This is a genomic window from Gemmatimonadales bacterium, from assembly GCA_036265815.1.
Classification (GTDB): Bacteria; Gemmatimonadota; Gemmatimonadetes; order Gemmatimonadales; family GWC2-71-9; genus CAVVWJ01.
The window spans coordinates 93,189-113,272 of sequence record DATAOI010000030.1; the positions used below are offsets into that span (position 1 = coordinate 93,189).

Annotated in this window: 21 protein-coding genes and 1 tRNA gene; 5 read left to right on the forward strand and 17 right to left on the reverse strand. The window is 68.7% G+C overall.

The window, feature by feature from the left end:
• Window positions 1-2 precede the first annotated feature (2 nt).
• Genes VHR41_06580 through dapF form a run of 5 tightly spaced genes read left to right on the forward strand, consistent with a single transcriptional unit; the run spans window position 3 to window position 5,968 of the window.
• Complete coding sequence (locus VHR41_06580; GenBank protein ID HEX3233844.1) at window positions 3-1,145, forward strand: glycosyltransferase; 1,143 nt, start codon at window positions 3-5, stop codon at window positions 1,143-1,145.
• Window positions 1,138-2,064 carry a lysylphosphatidylglycerol synthase domain-containing protein gene (locus VHR41_06585; GenBank protein ID HEX3233845.1) on the forward strand — a complete coding sequence of 309 codons (927 nt, stop codon included), beginning with the start codon at window positions 1,138-1,140 and terminating at the stop codon, window positions 2,062-2,064. The genes VHR41_06580 and VHR41_06585 overlap by 8 nt, the downstream gene beginning before the upstream one ends.
• On the forward strand, window positions 2,051-4,432 hold the full coding sequence (locus VHR41_06590) for a hypothetical protein (protein ID HEX3233846.1): 2,382 nt from the start codon (window positions 2,051-2,053) through the stop codon (window positions 4,430-4,432). The genes VHR41_06585 and VHR41_06590 overlap by 14 nt, the downstream gene beginning before the upstream one ends.
• Window positions 4,425-5,144, forward strand: a complete 720-nt coding sequence (locus tag VHR41_06595; protein ID HEX3233847.1) for a polyprenol monophosphomannose synthase — start codon at window positions 4,425-4,427, stop codon at window positions 5,142-5,144. Before VHR41_06590 ends, VHR41_06595 begins: the two co-directional genes overlap by 8 nt.
• A complete protein-coding gene (gene dapF / locus VHR41_06600; GenBank protein ID HEX3233848.1) occupies window positions 5,141-5,968 on the forward strand; it encodes a diaminopimelate epimerase in 828 nt (275 codons plus the stop codon). The genes VHR41_06595 and dapF overlap by 4 nt, the downstream gene beginning before the upstream one ends.
• A 298-nt stretch (window positions 5,969-6,266) precedes the next feature.
• Here dapF and VHR41_06605 read toward each other — a convergent pair whose 3' ends face one another.
• The 17 genes from VHR41_06605 to VHR41_06685 form a co-directional block, all read right to left on the reverse strand.
• The gene (locus tag VHR41_06605) at window positions 6,267-6,815 is read right to left on the reverse strand and encodes a tetratricopeptide repeat protein (protein HEX3233849.1); all 549 of its coding nucleotides are present in this window, start codon (window positions 6,813-6,815) and stop codon (window positions 6,267-6,269) included.
• A 162-nt stretch (window positions 6,816-6,977) separates the two neighbouring features.
• Window positions 6,978-7,051: transfer RNA gene (locus VHR41_06610), tRNA-Arg, on the reverse strand.
• 201 nt (window positions 7,052-7,252) lie between these two features.
• Window positions 7,253-7,789, reverse strand: coding sequence for an adenine phosphoribosyltransferase (locus tag VHR41_06615; protein HEX3233850.1), 537 nt, complete (start codon window positions 7,787-7,789; stop codon window positions 7,253-7,255).
• Entirely contained in the window at window positions 7,786-8,061 is a 276-nt protein-coding gene (locus VHR41_06620; protein HEX3233851.1) for an acylphosphatase, read from the reverse strand. The genes VHR41_06615 and VHR41_06620 overlap by 4 nt, the downstream gene beginning before the upstream one ends.
• Window positions 8,058-8,684: a DedA family protein gene (locus VHR41_06625; protein HEX3233852.1), complete on the reverse strand. Its 627-nt coding sequence runs from the start codon at window positions 8,682-8,684 to the stop codon at window positions 8,058-8,060. The genes VHR41_06620 and VHR41_06625 overlap by 4 nt, the downstream gene beginning before the upstream one ends.
• A gap of 3 nt (window positions 8,685-8,687) precedes the next feature.
• Window positions 8,688-9,356: a protein-L-isoaspartate(D-aspartate) O-methyltransferase gene (locus VHR41_06630; GenBank protein ID HEX3233853.1), complete on the reverse strand. Its 669-nt coding sequence runs from the start codon at window positions 9,354-9,356 to the stop codon at window positions 8,688-8,690.
• Window positions 9,338-10,087, reverse strand: a complete 750-nt coding sequence (gene surE / locus VHR41_06635) for a 5'/3'-nucleotidase SurE (protein HEX3233854.1) — start codon at window positions 10,085-10,087, stop codon at window positions 9,338-9,340. The genes VHR41_06630 and surE overlap by 19 nt, the downstream gene beginning before the upstream one ends.
• A complete protein-coding gene (locus VHR41_06640) occupies window positions 10,084-10,458 on the reverse strand; it encodes a MerR family transcriptional regulator (protein ID HEX3233855.1) in 375 nt (124 codons plus the stop codon). The genes surE and VHR41_06640 overlap by 4 nt, the downstream gene beginning before the upstream one ends.
• On the reverse strand, window positions 10,455-11,453 hold the full coding sequence (locus VHR41_06645) for an NAD(P)H-dependent glycerol-3-phosphate dehydrogenase (protein HEX3233856.1): 999 nt from the start codon (window positions 11,451-11,453) through the stop codon (window positions 10,455-10,457). The genes VHR41_06640 and VHR41_06645 overlap by 4 nt, the downstream gene beginning before the upstream one ends.
• Window positions 11,450-12,070: a glycerol-3-phosphate 1-O-acyltransferase PlsY gene (plsY, locus tag VHR41_06650; protein HEX3233857.1), complete on the reverse strand. Its 621-nt coding sequence runs from the start codon at window positions 12,068-12,070 to the stop codon at window positions 11,450-11,452. Before plsY ends, VHR41_06645 begins: the two co-directional genes overlap by 4 nt.
• Entirely contained in the window at window positions 12,067-13,389 is a 1,323-nt protein-coding gene (gene der / locus VHR41_06655) for a ribosome biogenesis GTPase Der (GenBank protein ID HEX3233858.1), read from the reverse strand. Before der ends, plsY begins: the two co-directional genes overlap by 4 nt.
• Window positions 13,386-14,651, reverse strand: a complete 1,266-nt coding sequence (locus VHR41_06660; protein ID HEX3233859.1) for a DUF512 domain-containing protein — start codon at window positions 14,649-14,651, stop codon at window positions 13,386-13,388. The genes der and VHR41_06660 overlap by 4 nt, the downstream gene beginning before the upstream one ends.
• Window positions 14,652-14,785: 134 nt before the next feature.
• Window positions 14,786-16,840, reverse strand: a complete 2,055-nt coding sequence (locus tag VHR41_06665) for an ATP-dependent DNA helicase RecQ (GenBank protein HEX3233860.1) — start codon at window positions 16,838-16,840, stop codon at window positions 14,786-14,788.
• Window positions 16,841-16,984: 144 nt separating this feature from the next.
• Window positions 16,985-17,344 (reverse strand): response regulator, encoded by a 360-nt coding sequence (locus VHR41_06670; protein HEX3233861.1) that lies wholly within the window; start codon window positions 17,342-17,344, stop codon window positions 16,985-16,987.
• A gap of 85 nt (window positions 17,345-17,429) precedes the next feature.
• A complete protein-coding gene (locus VHR41_06675) occupies window positions 17,430-18,338 on the reverse strand; it encodes a diguanylate cyclase (GenBank protein ID HEX3233862.1) in 909 nt (302 codons plus the stop codon).
• Between the two features lie 141 nt (window positions 18,339-18,479).
• Window positions 18,480-19,268: a hypothetical protein gene (locus VHR41_06680; GenBank protein HEX3233863.1), complete on the reverse strand. Its 789-nt coding sequence runs from the start codon at window positions 19,266-19,268 to the stop codon at window positions 18,480-18,482.
• A gap of 239 nt (window positions 19,269-19,507) precedes the next feature.
• Window positions 19,508-19,957, reverse strand: coding sequence for a DUF1801 domain-containing protein (locus VHR41_06685; GenBank protein HEX3233864.1), 450 nt, complete (start codon window positions 19,955-19,957; stop codon window positions 19,508-19,510).
• Between the last annotated feature and the right edge of the window lie 127 nt (window positions 19,958-20,084).

Genomic DNA, 20,084 nt, shown 5'->3' on the forward strand with positions numbered 1-20,084 from the left:
CGGTGCGGGTCGTGTTTCTGACGCACAACTTTCCTCGCTGGCCGGGGGATCTCTCCGGAGCGTTCCTCGGCACCCTGGCGGCCGCGCTGGTCCGCCGCGGCGTCGACCTGCGGGTCGTGGCGCCCAGTGACCTGGGCGAAGCCGGCGAGGGGGTAGTCGATGGCGTGCCGGTGCGCCGGGTGCGCTACGCCTCGGCCGCCGCCGAGACGATCGCCTACCGGGGAAACATGCAGTCGGCGCTTCGCGGGCCAGGAGGGTGGCGCGCACTGGCCGGCCTCTGGCGGGCGCTCAAGCGCGCAGCCCGCGAGGAGATCGATGCCGGGGCGGACCTGGTGCACGCACACTGGTGGGTCCCGGCGGGCCTGGCAGTCCCTTCTGGCATCCCGATGGTCCTCACAGTGCACGGCACCGACGCGGCGCTGCTCCGCCGCTCGCGGCTCGCGCGGTCGCTCGCGCGGCCGGTCTTTCAGCGTGCCAGGCTGGTCACTGCCGTCTCGCGCGAGCTCGCCGGCTGGGTCCAGACGGGTGTCGGCCGCTACGTCGAGCCCGGCCACATACAGCCGATGCCGGTCGACACCAGCTCGTTTCCCTGGACCACCGGCGGTGGCGGTGCAGTGGTGGTGGCCCGGCTCTCGCCGCAGAAGCGGGTCAGCCTCGCCATCGACACGGTCGCGGTGCTCGCCTCCTGCGGCCACGATCTGCAGCTCACCATCGTGGGTGATGGCCCGGAGCGGGGCGCCTTGGAGCGACAGGTCGAACGCCTCGGGATCAGCCCGTTCGTGCGCTTCGCCGGCGCGGTCTCCTCGGCCGAGGTCGTGCGCTACCTGGAGCGCGCGGATGTGATGATCTTCCCCGCGCAGGGCGAAGGCTTCGGGCTCGCCGCCGCGGAGGCGCTCATGGTCGGCGTTCCGGTCGTGGGCTGTTGGGATGGGGGCGGGGTGCTCGACGTCATCCCCGAATCGGGCGCGGGCCGCCTGACGCTGCCGTCCGCCGAAGCGATGAGCGATGCGACGCTCGACCTGCTGCACGATCCCCAGCGCCTGGAGCTGGCCCGGATCGTGGGCGAGTCGTGGCGGGCCCGGCTGGCCCCGGACCATGTCGGGGAGATCTGCGAAGGCTGGTACCGCGAGGCCCTGGGTGGATAGGCGGTGGATCCGCCTGGCCCAGTGGCTGGTGGGAATCGCGATCGTGCTCTTCGCCGCGCGCTCCCTGGTGCGGAACTGGGACCAGCTCCGCTCCCAGGATCTGGACTGGAGCGTACGACCCGGGTGGCTGCTGCTGAGCGCCATCCTCGTGTGGCTGATGTACGCGATCCTGATCGCGGCCTGGCGCATCATGCTGGCCGCGTGGGGCCAACGGCTGGGCGGCTGGGAGGCGGCCCGCATCTGGACCGTGTCCAGTCTGGGGAAGTATCTCCCCGGCAAGGTCTGGGCGATCGCCGGCATGGCGCTCATGTCGCAGCGGGCCGGCGTGGCGCCGTGGGCGGCCACCGGATCAGCGGTGATTCTGCAGGTGCTGGCGATCGGCACCGGCGCCGGTATCGCGGGCGTGACCGGCGCGAGCGCGCTCGAGGCGGCTCGTCCCGGCGCCCGCGCGGCGCTCGGGCTCATCGTGGCAGGGGCAGTGGTGGGAATCGGCCTGCTGCTCTGGCCACCGCTCCTCCAGCGGCTGCTGCGGCTGGCCGCGCCGGGCAGCGCGGGGGAACGGGCACCGGCGGCGGGCGGTATCGTCTTCGGCATCGGCGCCAACCTGGTCGCCTGGCTGGGCTACGGCACCTCGCTCTGGCTGCTGGCGCGCGGGCTGCTCCCCGGCGTGCGGCTGGAGTGGCTTCCCGCCGTCGCGGTGTTCGCGGCATCGTATCTTGCCGGCTTCCTGGCACTGTTCGCGCCGGGCGGCATCGGGGTCCGTGAAGGACTGTTCATCCTGATGTTGCAGCAGCCGATCGGCATCGCCGCGGCCACCGCGCTGGCACTCGCGTCGCGGCTGCTGCTCACCATCACCGAGCTCGGGGCCGCGGTCCCGTTCCTCGCCTTTCCCTGGAGGAGAGTGCGTGTCGCACCCTGAGCGCGACATCGAGCGCGGCGGCGAGCGCGGCGGCGAGCGCGGCGGCGTTGTCTCCTTTGAGCCCCGGCGGCCCGCGCTGCTCGCGCTGCTTGTCTTTCTCCTGGCCGCGGCCACACTTTGCTGGCCGATGCTCTCCGGCGGCTTCCTCCTCGGCGACGATCAATACGTGGCGGGGTACGGCTTCCGCCTGTTCGGCGCGGAGTTCTTCCGTGCCACCGGACACATCCCGCAGTGGAATCCGTATCTCTTTGGTGGGTTGCCGTACATCGCCGCGCTGCACGGAGACATCTTCTATCCGTCCGCCTGGCTGCGCTGGATGCTGCCGGTAGATACGGCGATGAACCTGGAGTTCTTCGCCCATCTGGTACTGGCCGGCGGGGCCATGTACGCGCTGTTGCGTGCCTTGAGGCTAAGCTGGACCGGGGCCCTGGTGGGCGGGCTCGCGTACGAGCTCAGCGGCATCGTGGCGTCGCTGGTCAAACCGGGGCACGATGGGAAGCTGTTCGTGTCCGCGCTCACCCCGCTGGCATTCCTGGCGCTGCTCCGGGCCATACGCGACCGGCGCCTCGGTGGGTATGGGCTGCTCGCGCTCACGGTGGGTCTCTGCATGCTGGCGCCCCACTTTCAGATGACGTACTACATGCTGGTGGGACTGGCGCTCTGGACCGTGTATCTGGTCTTCTTCGATCCCGATCGCCACGCCGGCCTCTTCTGGCCCAGAGAGCTGGGCCTGGCGCTCGCCGCCGTGGCGCTGGGACTCGCCGTGTCGGCCATTCAGGTGCTCCCGTTCCTGGCGTATATCCCGTACTCCCCGCGCGGTGCCGGCGGGCCCAGCACGGGATGGGAGTACGCCACCGCGTTCTCCATGCCGCCCGAGGAGATCGTCACCACGATCCTTCCCCAGTTCAATGGTGTGCTGGAGAACTATTGGGGACGCAACTTCTTCAAGCTGCACACCGAGTATCTCGGCGCGCTGGTGGTGGTGCTGGCGGTGCTGGGTATTGGTGACCGGAGCAGGACCCGGCTGGTCCGCGGGTTCGGCGTCATCGCCCTGCTGTTCCTGCTCATCGCCTGGGGTGGCCACACCCCGTTCTATCGCTTGTGGTACGAGGTCATGCCGATGATGAAGAAGGTCCGCGCGCCGGGCATGGCCTTCTTTCTGGTCGCGCTGCCGACCGCCGTCTACGCTGGGCTCGGGGTCGATCGTCTCCTCCGACGTGACCTGACGCTCCGCGGGCTTGCCATTCCGCTGGCCGTGATCGGCGGCGTAGCGGTGCTCGGGGCAGGGGGGATCCTCCAGTCGTTCGCGACGGCCCTCGCTTCGGCGGAGCAGGCCAACCGCGTGGCAGCCAACGCCGGTGCGCTCCAGGGCGGCGCGCTCCGGCTGATGCTGGTGGTCGCGGTCGGCGGCGCGGCGCTCTGGGCCATCCGGGAAGGCCGTCTCGCGGGACCGCTCGCCGCGGCGGCGCTCGCGGTGGTCGTCACCGGAGATCTCTGGAGCATCGACCGGCTGTTTTATCAGTTCCGCCCGCCTGCCGCGGAGACCTACCGGAACGATGCATTGACCACCCGCCTCCGCGCGGTGCCCAAGCCGTTCCGGGTACTCGACGTCGGCGTGTACCCGGAGTCGTTCCTGATGGGGTACGATATTCAGATGATGCTGGGCTACCACGGCAACGAAGTGCGATTCTACGACGAGCTGCTCGGCGGCAAGGGGCAGTGGCGGTACGCGGGAAGCCCGAGCCTGCTCGATCTGCTCGCCGTGCGCTTCATCCTTGTGCCCGAGGCCCAGGCCGTGCCCGGTTTCCATCGGGTGCTGGGTCCGGTGCCGACCACGCCCGGTTCGCCCGGTGTGCTGCTGGAGCGGGACACGATTCCGGCATACGTCCGCGTCGTTCCCGGAGCGGCCAAGCTGCCGGACGATCAGGTGGCACCAACGGTGATCGACCCCCGCTTTCCACGGAACGCCGTCGTGCTGTATCCGGATACGGCCGCGGTGACGCCCGACGCCATCCGGGGCGGCCAGATGCCTGCCCCGGCCCAGGTCACGCCTTCGCTCGCCGAGTGGTCGCCGGGGCGGATGCGGATCACTCTCGACGGACGGGAGAGCCGGCCGGCCTACCTGCTCGTGTCGGAGAACTGGTACCCCGACTGGCACGCGGAAGTCGACGCCAAGCCGGCGGCGGTACTGCGGGGTGACAACACGCTGCTGAGTGTGGTGCTGCCTCCCGGCGCGCGCGACGTGCGCCTCTACTTCGCCTCCGCGGCCTACGCGCGAGGGCAGCTGGTGAGCGCACTCGCCATGCTTATTGTGCTTGGACTGATGCTGCACCCCGTCTGGTCGCGCCGAAGGGCCGCCCGTGCCTGAGCGGGCCCTGGTGGTGGTGCCCACCTACAACGAGCGGATCAACCTGCCGTTGATTGTGCCGCTCATCCTGCAGCAGGACGCGCGCATCGAGGTTCTGGTGGTGGACGACAACTCGCCGGACGGCACGGGGCAGCTGGCCGACGAGATGGCGGCCGCCAACCGCCGGATCCACGTGCTTCACCGGCCGAACAAGGCCGGACTCGGCAAGGCGTATCTCGCGGGGTTTCGCTGGGCTCTGGAATGCGGTTATGACTTCATCTTCGAGATGGACGCGGACTTCAGTCACGACCCCAAGTTTCTGCCCGAGTTCCTGCAGGCGATCGAGACGGCCGATCTGGTGATCGGCTCCCGGTACCGGGCGGGGGTGAACGTGATCAACTGGCCGATCTCCCGGCTCCTGCTCTCGCTCGGCGCCAACGAATACGCCCGACGGGTCACCGGACTGCCGCTCACCGACTCGACCGGCGGATTCAAGTGCTTTCGCCGGCGGGTGCTCGAGGCCATTGATTTCGAGAAGGTGAAGTCGAATGGATATTCCTTCCAGATCGAGATGAGCTTCCGGACCTGGAAGCAGGGCTTTCGGCTGGTTGAGATTCCCATCGTGTTCACCGATCGGGTGGAAGGGCAGAGCAAGATGGACAAGCGCATCGTCCGGGAGGCGATCTGGATGGTCTGGTGGCTGCGGCTCAAGGCGATGGCGGGGCAGCTGTGAGGGGCACGATTGTGTACAAGATGACGGGCTCGGGCAACGACTTCGTCCTGCTCGACGGCCGGGCCACCAGCCCCGACCAGTGGCCCGCCAGCCGCATCGCCCGGGTCTGCGACCGGCGGAGCGGGGTCGGGGCGGACGGCCTGGTCATCCTGACGCCCGATGGGGCCGGCGCCGTCCGGATGGATTTCTGGAACTCGGATGGCTCCCGGGCAGCCATGTGCGGGAACGCCGCGCTGTGCAGCGCCCGGCTGGCGGTCTACCTCGAGTTCGCGCCGGCCGGCGAGCTGACGCTGCTGACCGATGCGGGCGAGGTCCGGGCCCGCTGCGCGGTGGCTGGGGATGAGGCGGAGATCGGCTTGCCGGAGTTCGAGCTGCCGGCGCCAGCGGCTGGAATCGATCCGGGGCCGGGCGAGTGCTGGATCAGCTCCGCCACCGTCGGCGTGCCCCACCTGGTGGTTCGGGTCGATGACGTGGAGGCTGTCGATCTGCCCAGCCGCGGGCGGCTTCTCCGCCGCGATCGCCGGCTCGGCCCGGCCGGCGCCAACGTCAATTTCGTGAGTCCGCCCCCGGCGACCGGCATGCCTTGGCTGATCCGCACGTACGAGCGGGGGGTGGAGGGTGAGACCCTGGCGTGCGGCACGGGAACCGTCGCGGCAGGGGTCGCGCTGGCGGTACGTGGCGAGGCCACGCTGCCGGTCCACTTCAGGGCCCGGGGCGGGCCCGAGCTGATCGTCCAGGCGCGGCCTGCAGGCAAGCAGGCAACCGACGTGTGGCTGGGCGGCCAAGGCCGGCTGCTGTTCCGTGGAGTCTGGGAGGGCACCTGACCAAGGCGTGCGGCGTGAGCTTTCCCCATTTCCGTAAGACAATCAGCGACAACAAGTTGTGACGTAGGCAGGGGATAAACCAATCAGTTCTCCACAGTTATCCCCAGGGCAAGTTAACATAACATATCTTATACGTCGTTTGGATGGTGATGGGAGGGGCGCTAAGGGCGTCCTTTTCGTCGTTCCCGTCTTTACCGTCCTTACCGCCCTTAGCGCCCCACCGCCCCCCATATCAAAAAAAAGGGGCCGCTCCCCAGGCAGCCCCCCTCGCACGTCCGCTCCCGACCGGAGATCGTCCCTACATCTTCCCGTCCGTCAACTCCGCCAGCCGCACTTGCGCCTCCGTCCAGCTCGAGGTCTTGGAATACTTCTCGACCACGGTTCGATAGGTCGCGATCGCCTCCTGCACCTTACCAGCTTCCCGGTAGGCTCTGCCCGCATCCACCAGGTGCTGGGCCTTGAGATAGTCGAGATCCGCCGTCTCCGCGGCCCGCTTGAACGCGTCGCCCGCGTCGGACCACTTCTTGGCGTTCTCCAGTGAGGCGCCAAGGAGTCCGTAGGCTGGCGACGCGTACTTGGCGGGTGGCTTGCTGGCAAGGAAATCCCGGAGCCCCACCGCCGCGAGCTCGCTTTGGCCGTTCACCAACCGGACCTGGTTCAGCGTGATCACCGCCTCCCGCGCGGCGTCGGTGCCCTTATAGGTCTGGATCAGCCGCTGCAGCTCGCTCGAGGCCAGCGGCAGATTCCCGGCCTCCGCCGTGGCGCGTGCCTGGTTGAGGCTCCTCGCCGCGAATTCCTCTTTCCGCCGCCCGCTCGTCACCACCAGCCAGACAGCGAGGACGATCACGGCGACGCCAATACTAAGTGCCAGCAGTTGCCGATTCCGATCCCGGTACCACGGTACCGGACCGGTGGGCGTGCGTGTCTGCTCCCGGGTGGTTGCTTCCACGGTTGTTGCCATGTCTGTCCTGCAAAGGTTATGGTGCTCGTCCCGCCCGCGCGGGACCAGTGCCCCCGGCGTGACTCGAACACGCGGCCAACAGTTTAGGAAACTGCTGCTCTATCCATCTGAGCTACGGGGGCAGGTCGCAAGTCACGTCAACAAAACATCTTACTGTGGCAGCCTCAGGTACTACTCGAGCCTGGTACCGCCGGCTCCGGGTCGATCGCTGGCGCTGGCGTGAGCGTGGAGTCCGGAGGTCGCGAGGAGCCGCAGCAGCTGAGCAAGATGGCATGCCTGCACGGCTCCGGGCAACCCCGCTCACGCTACCCGTGCTGCACCCCTCACCTCCGGACCAGCACGTGGCACAGCGCACCCTCCAGCTTCCCCCGCCCCCCCAGCCCGCCGATCTCCAGCAAAAAGCTCCACCCGACCAGCTCCGCGCCCAGCCCGAGGACCAGTTGTCCGGCCGCCCGCGCCGTGCCTCCGGTGGCCAGCACATCGTCCACCACCAACACGCGGCTTCCCTCTGGCAACGCGTCCCGATGGCACTCGAGCGCATCGGTCCCGTACTCCAGCTCGTAGGACTCGCTCACCCGCTCCCACGGCAGCTTGCCGGGCTTCCGCGCCGGCACGAAGCCGGCGCCCAGGTTGGTGGCGACCGCCCCGCCCAGGATGAACCCGCGTGCCTCGATGCCCAGCACGTGGGTGACGTCCTCGTCCCGGAACGGATCGGCCATCTCGCCCACCACAGTGCGAAACAGCTTCCCATCGCTCAGCACCGGTGTGATGTCCTGAAAGACGATTCCGGGCTTGGGAAAGTTGGGGATCGGCCGCAGCGTATCGAGCACATGCCGCGCCAGCGGGGTCAGTGTCGTCATCGGATATCGAAGCTCCTCGTAGGGACGCCGCTCTCGTCGGCCAGGTCTTCCCGATCTACCCGCTCCACTGTGGCATTCGCTGGACCCGCGCGCAAGAACGCCTCCAGCTTCTCCAGCGGACCCGGGTCGGCGGCGCGCGCCACGACCTCGACGCGGCCATCGGGCAGGTTGTGGGCGTACCCGCCGACGTCGAGGCTCCGTGCATGTCGGGCCACGAACCAGCGGAACCCGACCCCCTGCACCGAGCCGGAGATCAGGTAGCGCACGGTCATGTTTCCACGCTCCTCCGCCGGCGCCACCACCAGACGTACACGGCGACCAGCAGCAGGACGCCCGGCAGCACGTAGTGCACCAGCGTGCGATGCACATACGGACCGATCGCCGCCTCCACCTGCTCGCCATGCCGGCCGATCAGCCAGCCGAGATAGGTGAGGATGAAGCACCAGAGTCCGGCACCCAGCGAGGTGAACAGCGCGAAGCGGGACAGCGCCATCCGGGACATTCCCGCCGGAATCGAGATCAGGTGGCGAATCACCGGCAGCAGCCGTCCGACGAAGGTGCTGATCTCCCCGTGCCGCCGGAAGAACGCCTCCGTCCGATCGAGCGAGCGCTCCGAAACCAGGACGAACTTGCCGTAGCGGCGAAGCACCGGCTCTCCGACGAACACCGCCAGCCCGTAGTTGACCAGCGCACCCAGGAGACTGCCCACGGTGCCCGCGAGAATGGCGATCGACCCATTCATCTGGCCCTTGGCGGCGAGATACCCCGCCGGTGGCATGACCAGCTCGCTCGGCAGCGGCAGCACCGAGGATTCGATCGCCATCAGCACAACGATGCCGGGATAGCCGAGCGCCAGCACGGTGTCCGCGAGCCAGTGGAAGAACTGAGTCAGCATGAGTCACTCGTTGGAGAAGCCGAATTGTCCGAGCAAGGGGACGAACCGCACGTCCGCCACCGTGCTGGTGCGTATCTCGTCGCCCACGCGCTGCACCACGGTGAGGGTCTGGGCCGCGCGGTCGCCCAGGGGAATCACCATCTTCCCTCCCGGCGCGAGCTGCTCGACCAGCGGCCCTGGGATCTCGGGCGACGCGGCCGCCACCAGGATCGCATCGTACGGCGCGAACGGTCGCCACCCGAGCGTGCCGTCACCCACCAGCACGATGCCGTTTCGGATGCCGGCGGCCTCCAGGGCCGCGCGAGCGCTCTGGGCCAGACCCCGGATGCGCTCCACGCTGAACACGCTCTCCGCCAGTAGCGCGAGCAGCGCCGTCTGGTAGCCCGAGCCGGTGCCGACCTCGAGCACCCGTTCTCGCCCAGTCAGGGCCAGCAGCTCAAGGTAGCGGGCCTGCACGTACGGCTGGGAGATGGTCTGTCCGCTCCCGATCGGCAGCGCCACGTCGTCGTAGGCGCGATGCCGCACGCTCTCGGGTACGAACAGATGCCGGGGGACCATGCGCACCGCCCGCAGCACGGCGAGGTCACGCACCCCCTTCCGCTGCAGGCTCTCGACCAGCCGGCCCCGGTAGCCGCCGTAGCTGTCCCCTTCCCCTACCCCTCCAGCGACCATCCCTTGACCGTCTCGAGAATGGAATAATTGGTGAGATCCATGTGCAGCGGCGTCACCGAGATGAATCCCTCCGCCACGGCGAGGTGGTCCGAGTTCTCGGTGCCGGTCCAGGTGATGGTGCCGCCCCCGATCCAGTAGATCTCCCGTCCCCACGGATCCTTCATCCGGGTGAGCGACTCGGAGAAGAAGCGGCTGCCCAGCTTGGTCACCCGGATGCCCCGGACCTCTGAAGCGGGCACCTTGGGGAGGTTAATGTTGAGCAGCGTCTGGTCCGGAAAGTCCGGCACTCGGGTGATCCGGCGGATGAGCTGGGTCAGCAGGTCTCGATAGGTGTCCATGGTCTCCGGCTGATTGCCCGAGAAGCTGATGCCGATCCCTGGCACACCGAGCGTCACCGCCTCCATGGCGGCCGCCACGGTGCCGGAGTAGAGCACATCCTCACCCATGTTGGGACCGTGATTCACCCCGGAGAAGACGAAGTCGGGTTTCTCCGGCATCAGCGCCTGCACCGCGAGCATCACGCAATCGGTCGGAGTCCCGTCGATCTGCCACGCCCCGTCGGGTCGCCGGGCGGGCCGGAGCGGGCGGTGCAGCGTCAGCGAGTGGGAGGTCCCGCTCTGCTCCCGGTCGGGGGCGACGACGGTGACGTTCCCTACGTCCCGGCAGACCTCGGCGAGGAGGGCGAGCCCTGGTGCCAGGATCCCGTCGTCGTTGCTGACGAGAATGTTCATCCGCCGCCGGCCGAAGCGCTCTTCCCGTCCAGGATGGCGATGACCTGCTCGATGGTGGTCCGGGCCTCGGTGGCCAGCTCCACCTCGAACGCCTTGCGGGCCGAGACCCGGAGCTCGCCCGTCCGTCGGTATTGGTCGATCCGCTGGCGGGCACCGTCGATGGTGAACTTCTCGGTGTACAGCAGGTGCTTCACCAGCATGATCAACTCCACCTCGCGGCTCTTGTAGACCCGGTTGCCCGAGCGGTTCTTGGCCGGGTTGAGAAAGCGGAACTGGCTCTCCCAGTAGCGCAGCACGTGCGGCTTGAGGTCGGTCAGGGCGCAGACCTCGCCGATGGAGTAGAACTCCTGGACCGGTCGGGTAGTGGTCATCGCCATTGCTCCGACTTGAGCTCCCGCGCCATCAGCTCGGTCACCGCCTCGCGGGGCGGCTTCCCACTGAAGAGCACCTCCGACACCTTCTCGACGATGGGGAGCTCCACGCCCAGCCGGCGTCCGAGTGCCACGCCCGCGCGCGAGGTGTTGGCGCCCTCGGCCACGCTGCGATGCGCCGCGCGATACTGCTCCAGCGTCTGCCCGCCGGCGAGCGCCATTCCGAGCGCGCGGTTCCGGCTCAGGCTTCCCGTGGTAGTCAGCACCAGGTCTCCCATCCCGGCCAGGCCGGCGAAGGTGAGTGGGTCCGCCCCCATGGCGATCCCGAGTCGGGTGATCTCGGCCAGTCCCCGGGTGATGACCGCGGCGCGTGGATTGTGGCCCAACCCCAATCCCTCGAGGATGCCCGCGGCGATCGCGATGACGTTCTTGAGCGCGCCCGCCAGCTCGACGCCCACGACATCCTGCCCGGAGTAAACCCGGAACGTGGGGGTCGCGAAGATCCGTTGCGCATCCCGGGCCGTGTCGAGCTCGAGCGCGGCAGCGACGACCGCGGTGGGCTGGCCCTGGCAGACCTCCAGCGCGAAGCTGGGTCCGGAGAGCGCCGCGAAGCGCGCCTGGGGCAGACACTCGGCGAAGACGGCCGACATGAGTGCCAGGGTCTCCGTCTCGATCCCCTTCGTGGCGCTCACCACCAATGTGCCCGGCGTGACTGCGCCGGCGATCCGGCGCACCACCGCTCGCACCGCGTGGCTCGGCGAGGCCGAGACGATGACGCTGGCGCCGGTGACCGCGTCGGTGGCCTCGGCGCACGCCGCCAGCGATGGAGCCAGCGAGAAGCCGGGCAGAAAATACCGGTTCTCGTGGGTCCGGTTGATCGCGTCCACCACCTCCGGCTCGTAGGCCCAGAGCCGGACCGACTCCGATTTTCGTGCGAGCAGGTCGGCCAGCGTGGTTCCCCAGCTGCCTCCGCCCAGCACCGCGATCGAGCTCACGGCCGCGGCTCTGGCGCTGCCCGGCGTCCGAACCGATGCTCGGTGCCCCGAACCAGGCGGCCGATGTTGGCGCGGTGGAGCCAGATGATTCCCACCGCCGCCGCCACGTCGAGCCAGAAGATCTCAGGCTGCTCCGGCGGATCGAGCAGACGAACGGCGAGGGGAAACACCGCCGCCGCCACGATGCTGCCCAGCGACACGTAGCCGGTGAGCGCCACCAGCCCGAACCACACCGCGAGCGCCACCAGCAGCGCGGCCGGCGTGAGTCCCAGCATCACTCCCGCCGCCGTGGCCACGCCCTTGCCGCCCTTGAATCCCACGAACACCGAGAACACGTGCCCCACCATGGCCGTGAGACCACACACCAGCGCGAACGTCTGCGACGGCGACACCCGCGGGGCGAACAGGAGCACGGGCACCAGCCCCTTGGCCATATCGAAGAGGCCCACCGGCACCGCCACCCGCCACCCGAGCACGCGATAGAGGTTGGTGGCACCCAGGTTCTTGCTGCCGTGCTCTCGAAGATCGATCCCGCGCAGCAGCCGGCCCGCGATGTAGCTGGTCGGCACGGCCCCGAGCAGATACGACGCCAGGAGCCACGCGAGGGTTCGCGTCAACGGCGGGATCCCCGCCGGGTGAACTTGAGCCGGACCGGCGAGCCGGTGAACGGCCAGGCGGCCCGGAACCCGTGCACCAGGTATCGCTGATACGGCTCGGGCACGTCGTCCGGTCGGTTGCTCACGATCGCGAACGTCGGTGGCGCGGTGGCGATCTGGGACGCGTAGAGCAGCTTCACCTCTTCCCCGGGTTTCTGCGGCGGCGCGTTCCGCTCCAGCAGCTGCGTGAGCACCTTGTTGACCTCCGCCGTGGGGACCCGCTGCTCCCGCTGTGCCGCGACCTCCAGAATAAGGTCCAGCACTCGCCGCACGCGTTGCCCGGTGATGGCGGACACGTAGACGAACGGCACGTAGCGGAGGAACGGCGCCTTCTCGATCAGCTCCTCCTGTCCCCGCCGCGCCGTGTTGGCGTCCTTCTCCTCGACCAGGTCCCATTTGTTGACCACCACCACGAGGCCGCAGCCCGCCTCCCATGCCTCGGTGGCAATGCGGAGATCCTGGTTGTGGAGTCCCACCACCGCGTCGACCACCAGCACGCAGACCTGCGCTCGCTCGATCGCGCGCTCGGTCCGGAGCGTGGAATAGAACTCCAGATCATCTTCTACTTTAGCTTTGCGGCGTAACCCTGCGGTGTCTATGAACTTGAGCAGCGCTTCCTTATACCGCAAGGGGGAATCGACCGCGTCCCGCGTGGTCCCCGCCTCGGGAGCGACCAGATGGCGCTCTTCGCCCAACAGCCGGTTGAGCAGTGAGGACTTGCCCGCGTTCGGCCGTCCCACCACCGCGACCGCGATGGCGGGCTCGGCTTCGGCCGGATCGTGGGCCGGCAGCCGGTCCACCACAGCATCGAGCAGATCGCCGCTGCCCTTCCCCACCTGAGCGCTCACCCCGAGCGGCTCGCCGAATCCGAGCTGGTAGAAATCGTACTGCGCCGTGGCGCGCTCGAGGTCATCCAGCTTGTTGACCGCGAGCACCACTGGCCGTTGCGCCTTGCGGAGCCGCTCCGCGATGGCCTTGTCGACCGGGTTCACCCCGTCACGTCCGTCGACCAGAAAGATCACCACGTCGGCCTCGCCCAGCGCGAACTCCACCTGCCGGCGGATCGCGCGATCCATCGAGTCGTCCGACTCCGGCACCAGGCCGCCTGTGTCGACCAGCCAGAAACTGCGTCCCTGCCATTCGGCATCGCCGAAGTGGCGGTCGCGGGTGGTGCCCGGCCGGTCGGAGACGATCGCCGGCCGTCCGCCGAGAATTCGGTTGAAGAGGGTGGACTTGCCGGTGTTGGGCCGACCCACGATCGCCACGGTGGGCTTGCTCATGCCGCCACCCGCTCCTGCAGGGCGTCGGCGAAGTCCTTCGAGAGGCGAACTTCCATCGGGACGGCCGCGCGGAGCTGCTCCAGACTCACGCTGTCGATGAAGAGTCCGTCATCGTTTACCGATTCGCCCGGAAGCAGCACGAGGTCGAGCGCCCGGCCGAGCAGCGCGTCGCGCATCGCGGCGCCCGGAAGCAGGCCCGCGGTCGTGACCGAGGGGCCGAACAAGCTGTTGACCACCGGGATCAACTCGAACCGCGCGCCGCTGATGCGTGAGAGCGGCTCGAGCACCATCGGCATGAGCGCGGCCATGGCGGTTCCCGTCACCACGCCCACGCGTCGGCCGGTCCATCCGGTGAGCTCAGCCGCCTCCTCCGCGATCCGCTGCTGCAGCCAGCGCACGGCGCCGACGCCGTTCTCCACCTGGTCGAAGCCGTCGTAGATCTCCGCCGACGGCAGCTCCACGCCTGCCCTCAGGTAGAGCTCGTCCGCACCGAAGACCCAGTGAATCCCGCGCTCCCGGCGGGCGATCAGCGCCTGCCGCTCGATGAGCTCGATGGCGGCACGGCACTCCTCCCTGGTGGGCTCGCGTACCAGATGATGCTTGCTGAACTCGGTCAGGCCCACCGGCACCACGGAGCACCCCAGGATGGCGGGCCCGAACGCGTACAGATCGCCCAGGGTCTCGACCAGGACGGCGCCATCGTTCACCCCCGGCGACAGCACGACCTGGGTGTGGAACTCGATTCCGTGCTCGGCGAAATTCCGCAGCTGCGGAATGATCTCCGGCGCGGTGGGATTCCGGAGGAGGTAGCGTCGCACCGTCGGGTCGGTGGCGTGCACCGACACGTACAGCGGCGACAGTCGGTACTCCGTGATGCGCTGTACGTCCTTGGGCTTGAGGTTGGTGAGCGTCGCGAAGTTGCCGTAGCGGAAGGAGAGGCGGTAGTCGTCGTCGCGGATGTACAGCACGTCTCGGAGCCCGTCGGGCAGTCCGTCGACGAAGCAGAAGTCACAGCGGTTGGCACAACGCCTGATCCGCACCGGCTCGAGGGAGACGCCGAGCGGCTCTCCCAGCGGCCGCTCGAGGTCGAACTCCACTTCCGATCCGTCGGGCTGCCGCACGTGCAGCAGGAACTGCTCCTCGGCCGTGAGGAATTCCCAATCGAGGAAGTCTTCCAGCTCGCGCCCGTTCACCGAGATCAGCTCGGTGCCGACCGCGAGCCCCATCTCTTCGGCGATCGAATCGGCTTGTACGCCACTCACACGAATCATGCGATCTTGACTCATCCCGCGGGAAGTTGGGTCCGGCGAAGCCCGGAAAGATGCTCGCCCCGCGGGGTAAATTCAAGATCCGACGCTACTTCCCTGCCAATGGGGAAGTGACTTCTCAACCCGAGTCAGGCCAGCAACTGGAGCAGTCTCTCCCCGTACGCTTCCAGCTTGGCGGGCCCGATTCCCCGCACCTGAAGCAATGCCTCACGGGTCCGTGGCTGCGCGGCCGCCAACGCCACCAGAGTACGGTCCGGGAAGACGATGTACGGCGGCATTCCCCGACGTCGTGCCTCCTCGGTGCGCCAGCCTTTGAGCCGGGCGAGCAACTCCGGGTCGACGTCGTCCGCCACGGCCGGCTCGGCGGGCTTGACCCGCTTCCGGTCCGAGCCACGAGGTGTGGCCGCCGAGGGCAGTGCCAGCTCCGGCCGGCGTTGGCCCCGTGCCACGGCGAAGCCGTCCGCGGTGAGCGCGAGCACGAAGGCGCCCGGCCGGCCTCCGTCGATGCCGTGGCGCTCGACCAGGCCGGCGTCCGCCAGCACGCCGAGCAGATCTTTCACCTCCTCCAGCGGCATTCCCGCGAGCTTCCCGTACGTCGGAATCCGGTCGAGTCCGCGGTCGAGCACTGGCCGGACCCGGCTTCCCACCAGCACCTGCGCGACCCGCTCGACACCGAATCGTCCGGAGAGCCGCCCCACCCCGGAGAGCGCGATCCGGACGCGCAGCAGCTCGGCATCGTCGAGTGGACGCGCCGTACCCTGACGCCAGCCGAGACAGACGTCGCAGGTACCGCAGCGTGGCGCGGCGCCGCGGCTAGCTCCGCCGGCGAAGTAGTCGAAGACGAACCGGGTTCGGCAGCCGCGGGAAAACGCATACCGGATGATGGTATCGAGTCGCTCGCGATCCCGCCGCGCCTTGAGCGCCAGCGGCTCCAGCGGAAATGGAAGCGGTCCTGTGCCCAAGGGGATGCCGGCGCTCTCCGCGGCGCGGCGCAGCGTTCGGGTGGCCGTGGCGGCGCTCATCGAGGTGACCGCGTTGCCCCCGACCCGCTCGCCGATGCCCTCCTCCGGCACGCCTTCGCCCAGCAGCCGCCATACGGTCCGCAACACCGACGCGCTCGGGTTGGCGCCCGCCAGAAAGAACTCCTGGGTTCGCACGTCGGCGCCGGAAAACAGCAACGTGCAGCGCGAAGGACGGCCGTCCCTGCCGGCCCGGCCTACCTCCTGATAGTAGGCCTCCACGCTGCCCGGCAGCTCGGCGTGCGCCACGAAGCGGATGTCTGCCTTGTCCACCCCCATGCCGAAGGCGTTGGTGGCGGCGATGACCTCGGCCCGCCCGGCCAGGAAATCCTCCTGCACCCGGGTGCGTTCCTCGTCACCCAGGCCCGCGTGGTACCGCCCGGTGCGGAGCCCTTGGCCCGCCAGGAAATCGGCCCACAGCTCGACCGACTTGCGGGTGGCGGCGTAGACGATGCCGGGTGGACCGACCTCCGCGAGCAACCGGCGGAGCGCCGCCTCCTTCTCCTCCCGTCCGCGGCAGCTTTCGACCGCGAGAGTGAGGTTGGAGCGTTCGAAGCCGGTGACCAGCTCGAGCGGCGATTGCAGCCCGAGCTGCGCCGCGATGTCGGCCCGCACCTCCGGCGTGGCAGTGGCGGTGAACGCCGCTACCGCCACGCCGAGCTCCGCGCGCAGGCCGGCCAGCCGCCGGTAGTCGGGCCGGAAATCGTGACCCCACTGGCTGATGCAATGCGCCTCGTCGATCACCAGCCGCACCGGACGAGCCCGCCCGAGCAGGTCGCGAAACGACCCGCTGGCCAGCCGCTCGGGGGCGATATAGAGCAGCGCGAGCGCGCCGCGCGCGAGCTCGCCCTCCACCGTGCTGCGCTCCTCTGGCGAGAGACCGGAGTGGAGCGCGGCCGCCGGAATGCCTCGGGCACGCAATCCGTCCACCTGGTCCTTCATCAGCGCGATGAGCGGCGACACGACGACGGTGAGACCACCCAGCAGCAGGGCCGGCAGCTGGAAGCAGAGGGACTTCCCCGCGCCCGTCGGCATGACCGCTACCACGTCGCGACCCTCGATCACCGCCTCTGCCGCCTCCCGCTGGCCGGGACGGAAGGCGCTCAGGCCGAAGCGCGCGTGCAGGGCACGCTCGAGTTGGGCCACGGCAGGGGAGGAGGACACGGGTGCGCTCGTCACACGAAGAAATCTACTCGGTTGGGCGACCGATTCCGTTCAGACACTCGAGCATGGTGTGAAGCGATGGGATCGCCTACCCGCGGTGACGCGACAGGGTGCGGAAACCCGCCGACCGGTGTGGGGAGTGAGTCAGTCCAGCGCCTCACGGAGCCGGCAGGCCAGCTCCTCGATGCTGAACGGTTTCTGCAGAAATTTCGCGCCCGGCGTGAGCATGCCGTTGGTGGTGATTGCCTCATCGCTGTAGCCGGACATGAAGATGACTCGGAGCGCCGGTCGGACCAGCAGGAGGCGGCGCGCCAGCTCTCCGCCGTTCATGCCCGGCATGAGAATGTCCGTGAGCAGCAGGTGAATCGTCCCCTCGTGGCGTTCGGAGATTTGCAGCGCGCCTGGTCCATCGGCCGCATCCAGCACCCGAAACCCCTGCGCCACGAGCAGCCGGCGCAGTGGCGAGCGGATCTCGGCTTCGTCCTCGGCGACGAGCACCGTCATTCGCCGGTCGGCATGGTCCGCCGAGGCCGGACGGGAACGCATCTCGTCGCTGGCGGGTACGGCGACCGCCGCAGCTCTCCTCGGGTCAGGGCGTTGGTGCATGGCGAGTCTGGTCCTGGTCTGAGCGCAGCGCCATGTCGGCGCACCGCAGGAGGTTTTCCAGCGTCTCCTCCCGGGTTGGCACCTGTCGGGAAAATCTGAGCCGGATGGAGACCTGAAATGGGCGATCCAGGCAGGAGTTGTAGTCGTCCAGGTGGCCCACCAATCGGTGACGCGCCTGTTCGGTGGAGTGACATCCTGCGTCGCGCAAGAGAATGGTGAAGCGGTCACCGCCGGGTCGCGCCAAAACGTCGGTCTCGCGGAAGGTCGAGCGCAGGATGGTCGCGGTGTCGCGCACCAGCCGATCGCCTTCGACCCGGCCGTACCGCTCGTTGATCGTCCGGAGTCCTTCCAACCGGGCGAATCCGAGCACCAGCTCGCTCTGCTGGCGCTTGGCCCGCCGGAGATCGTCGAGCACCCGGCCCTCGAAGCCGCGAAGGTTGGAGAGGCCGGTCAGCTCGTCCGTCAACGACAGCGCGAAGATCTGCGACTGCAGCCGGTGCCGCTCGATCGCGTAGCGCAGCGTGCGGCTCAGCACGCCGCCGTTGAACCGTCCCTTCACCAGGAAATCCTGCGCGCCGCGCCGCACAGCTTCGGCCGCGATCGCCTGATCCTCCAAGCTGCTGAGGATCACCAGCGGCACGCTCGGTGCCTCGCGGCTGAGCCGCTCGAACGATTCGAGCCCCTTGCTGTCGGGAAGGCCGAGATCGAGCACGACCACGTCCACCCCACCTCGGGCGAGCCGCTGAATGGCGCCCGCCAGACGGTCCTCTGTCTCCACCGCCGGCGTGGGATCATCGGTTTCGGCCAGAATCCGTCGGGCAAGGAACGTGTCGGCAGGATTGTCCTCGACCAGGAGAACGGTCGACGGGCCGCGGGTGGTGGAAGAGCTCAACGAGGCAACCTCAGAAAGGCTCCGGCCGTGTGCTTGGGAATGGGCGGAGTGTGCTGCAGTGGCTCGAGGGGGACGGAAACATCGGGGAGTATGTCGTGGGAGTCAAGCACCGAGGCGCTCGACGGCCTCAACCCGGCGAGATCATTTCTGATCGAGATCGAGCCGGAGCTGAAGCGGGCTTGGCTGCCGGGGCACGGAACGCCTGAGTGGCCGCTCGGGCACCGGCTCTGGATCCGGTGGCGCGGGCGGCAGCGGCAGGCCAAGCGGCGCGTCGATGAGCGCCCGGAGCACGGCCGGCTCCACGCGCAGGCCGCGAGCCAGCGCCGCCTCCACCCGAGCGGCGCGCTGAGTGCCGGCCAGAAGGGCGTAGACCACCGACGGAGGGAATGCCTGCATCCGGCACCAGGCGGCCAGCGTGGTGGGATGCAGGATGAGCTGGACCACGAGCGAGGCAGGGAGCGTCGCGATATCCAGGGCCACCCGGTAGATCACCTTCCGCTCCAGCGGATTGCTGCCATCGCGCCGCTGGGGACGCTCGCCCGCGGCGGGATGCCAGGTCCATCCCTGGTCCCGCGCCGCCGCACCGCTCTCCAACGCCACCGGGGGCACGGGGGGTCGAACCGTACGGGGCACGGGACACCGGGTCTCGATCAGCGCGCTGAGCACCGTCGTCGGCACGTCGAGCCGTTCCGCCAGCGCCTGCCGAACCCGGACGAACGGCTTCCGGCCGGCCAGCGCATTGTGTACCAGGGGCGGAGTCACCTGCTGTGCCCGGGCCCAGTCGGCGATGGTCTCGGGCCAGAGGAGGAGCGAGACGACCAGGGACGCGGGAAAGGCCGCCACGTCGTCGCGGACGCGGCGGATGGCGGCCAGCTCCAGTGGGGAGCGGCCGGAGCGTGGGGGGACCGAAGAGACCAGTGACGGGATCACCCCGTACGCTAGGGCTCAGCCCTTGAGAGGTCAAGAGAGCGGCGTCGTCTAAGTTCCTGGGAGGCAATGTCATAGCACATAGGTAAGTTTCCCGCACTAGGTAACTTACCCTGGAGTCATGATTGCCAGACGATGAAGCGGCCGCGACGGGAGGCTGCCTGCACTCTGTGCCGGCCGGTCGGTGCACACTGAGGGAGTGCTTTGCGGGATGCTGCCGGCTCTATGGGACTTTGCCGGCGCTACGGGACCCAGCCGGGCAGCTCCGATGCCCGCCGAATCCGCCTCGCCACGAGCTCCTCGTCGAGCTGATCGTCCTCGTGGATGTCGAGGTAGCGCACTTCCTTGTGTCTGGAGTTGCCGGGGAGAAGAGGGCGCAGTGACGCGCCTCGGAAGAAAGCCACTTTGATGTACTTCGTGAAGCAATGAAAGTTGAGGAACCAGCCCCGGCCCTCGATGCCATAGAAGGGCGAGTTCCATTTGACTGCCTTGCGCACGCCGGGGACGGTTCGCACGATGAGCGCGTCGAGGCGGCGCCCGACGTCGCTCTTCCAGCCCGGCATCGCTGCGATATAGGCCTGCACCGGCGCATCGCCATACGCCTTCGCGATCTGAGGATTGCCGCCGGAGAGCAGGCGCGGCTTCGCGGCGCGCTTCTTTGCGACTTTCGCCTTCTTTCTAGCCGCCGCCATCCGCTGAATCAGGACTCGTTCAGGGCTACGGCCGCGCGCACGAGCGTCTTGAACGCATCCGCATCGACTTCGTCGCCTTCATGGAAATCGATCGCGCGTCTGACGTTACCTTCGAGACTGGAGTTGA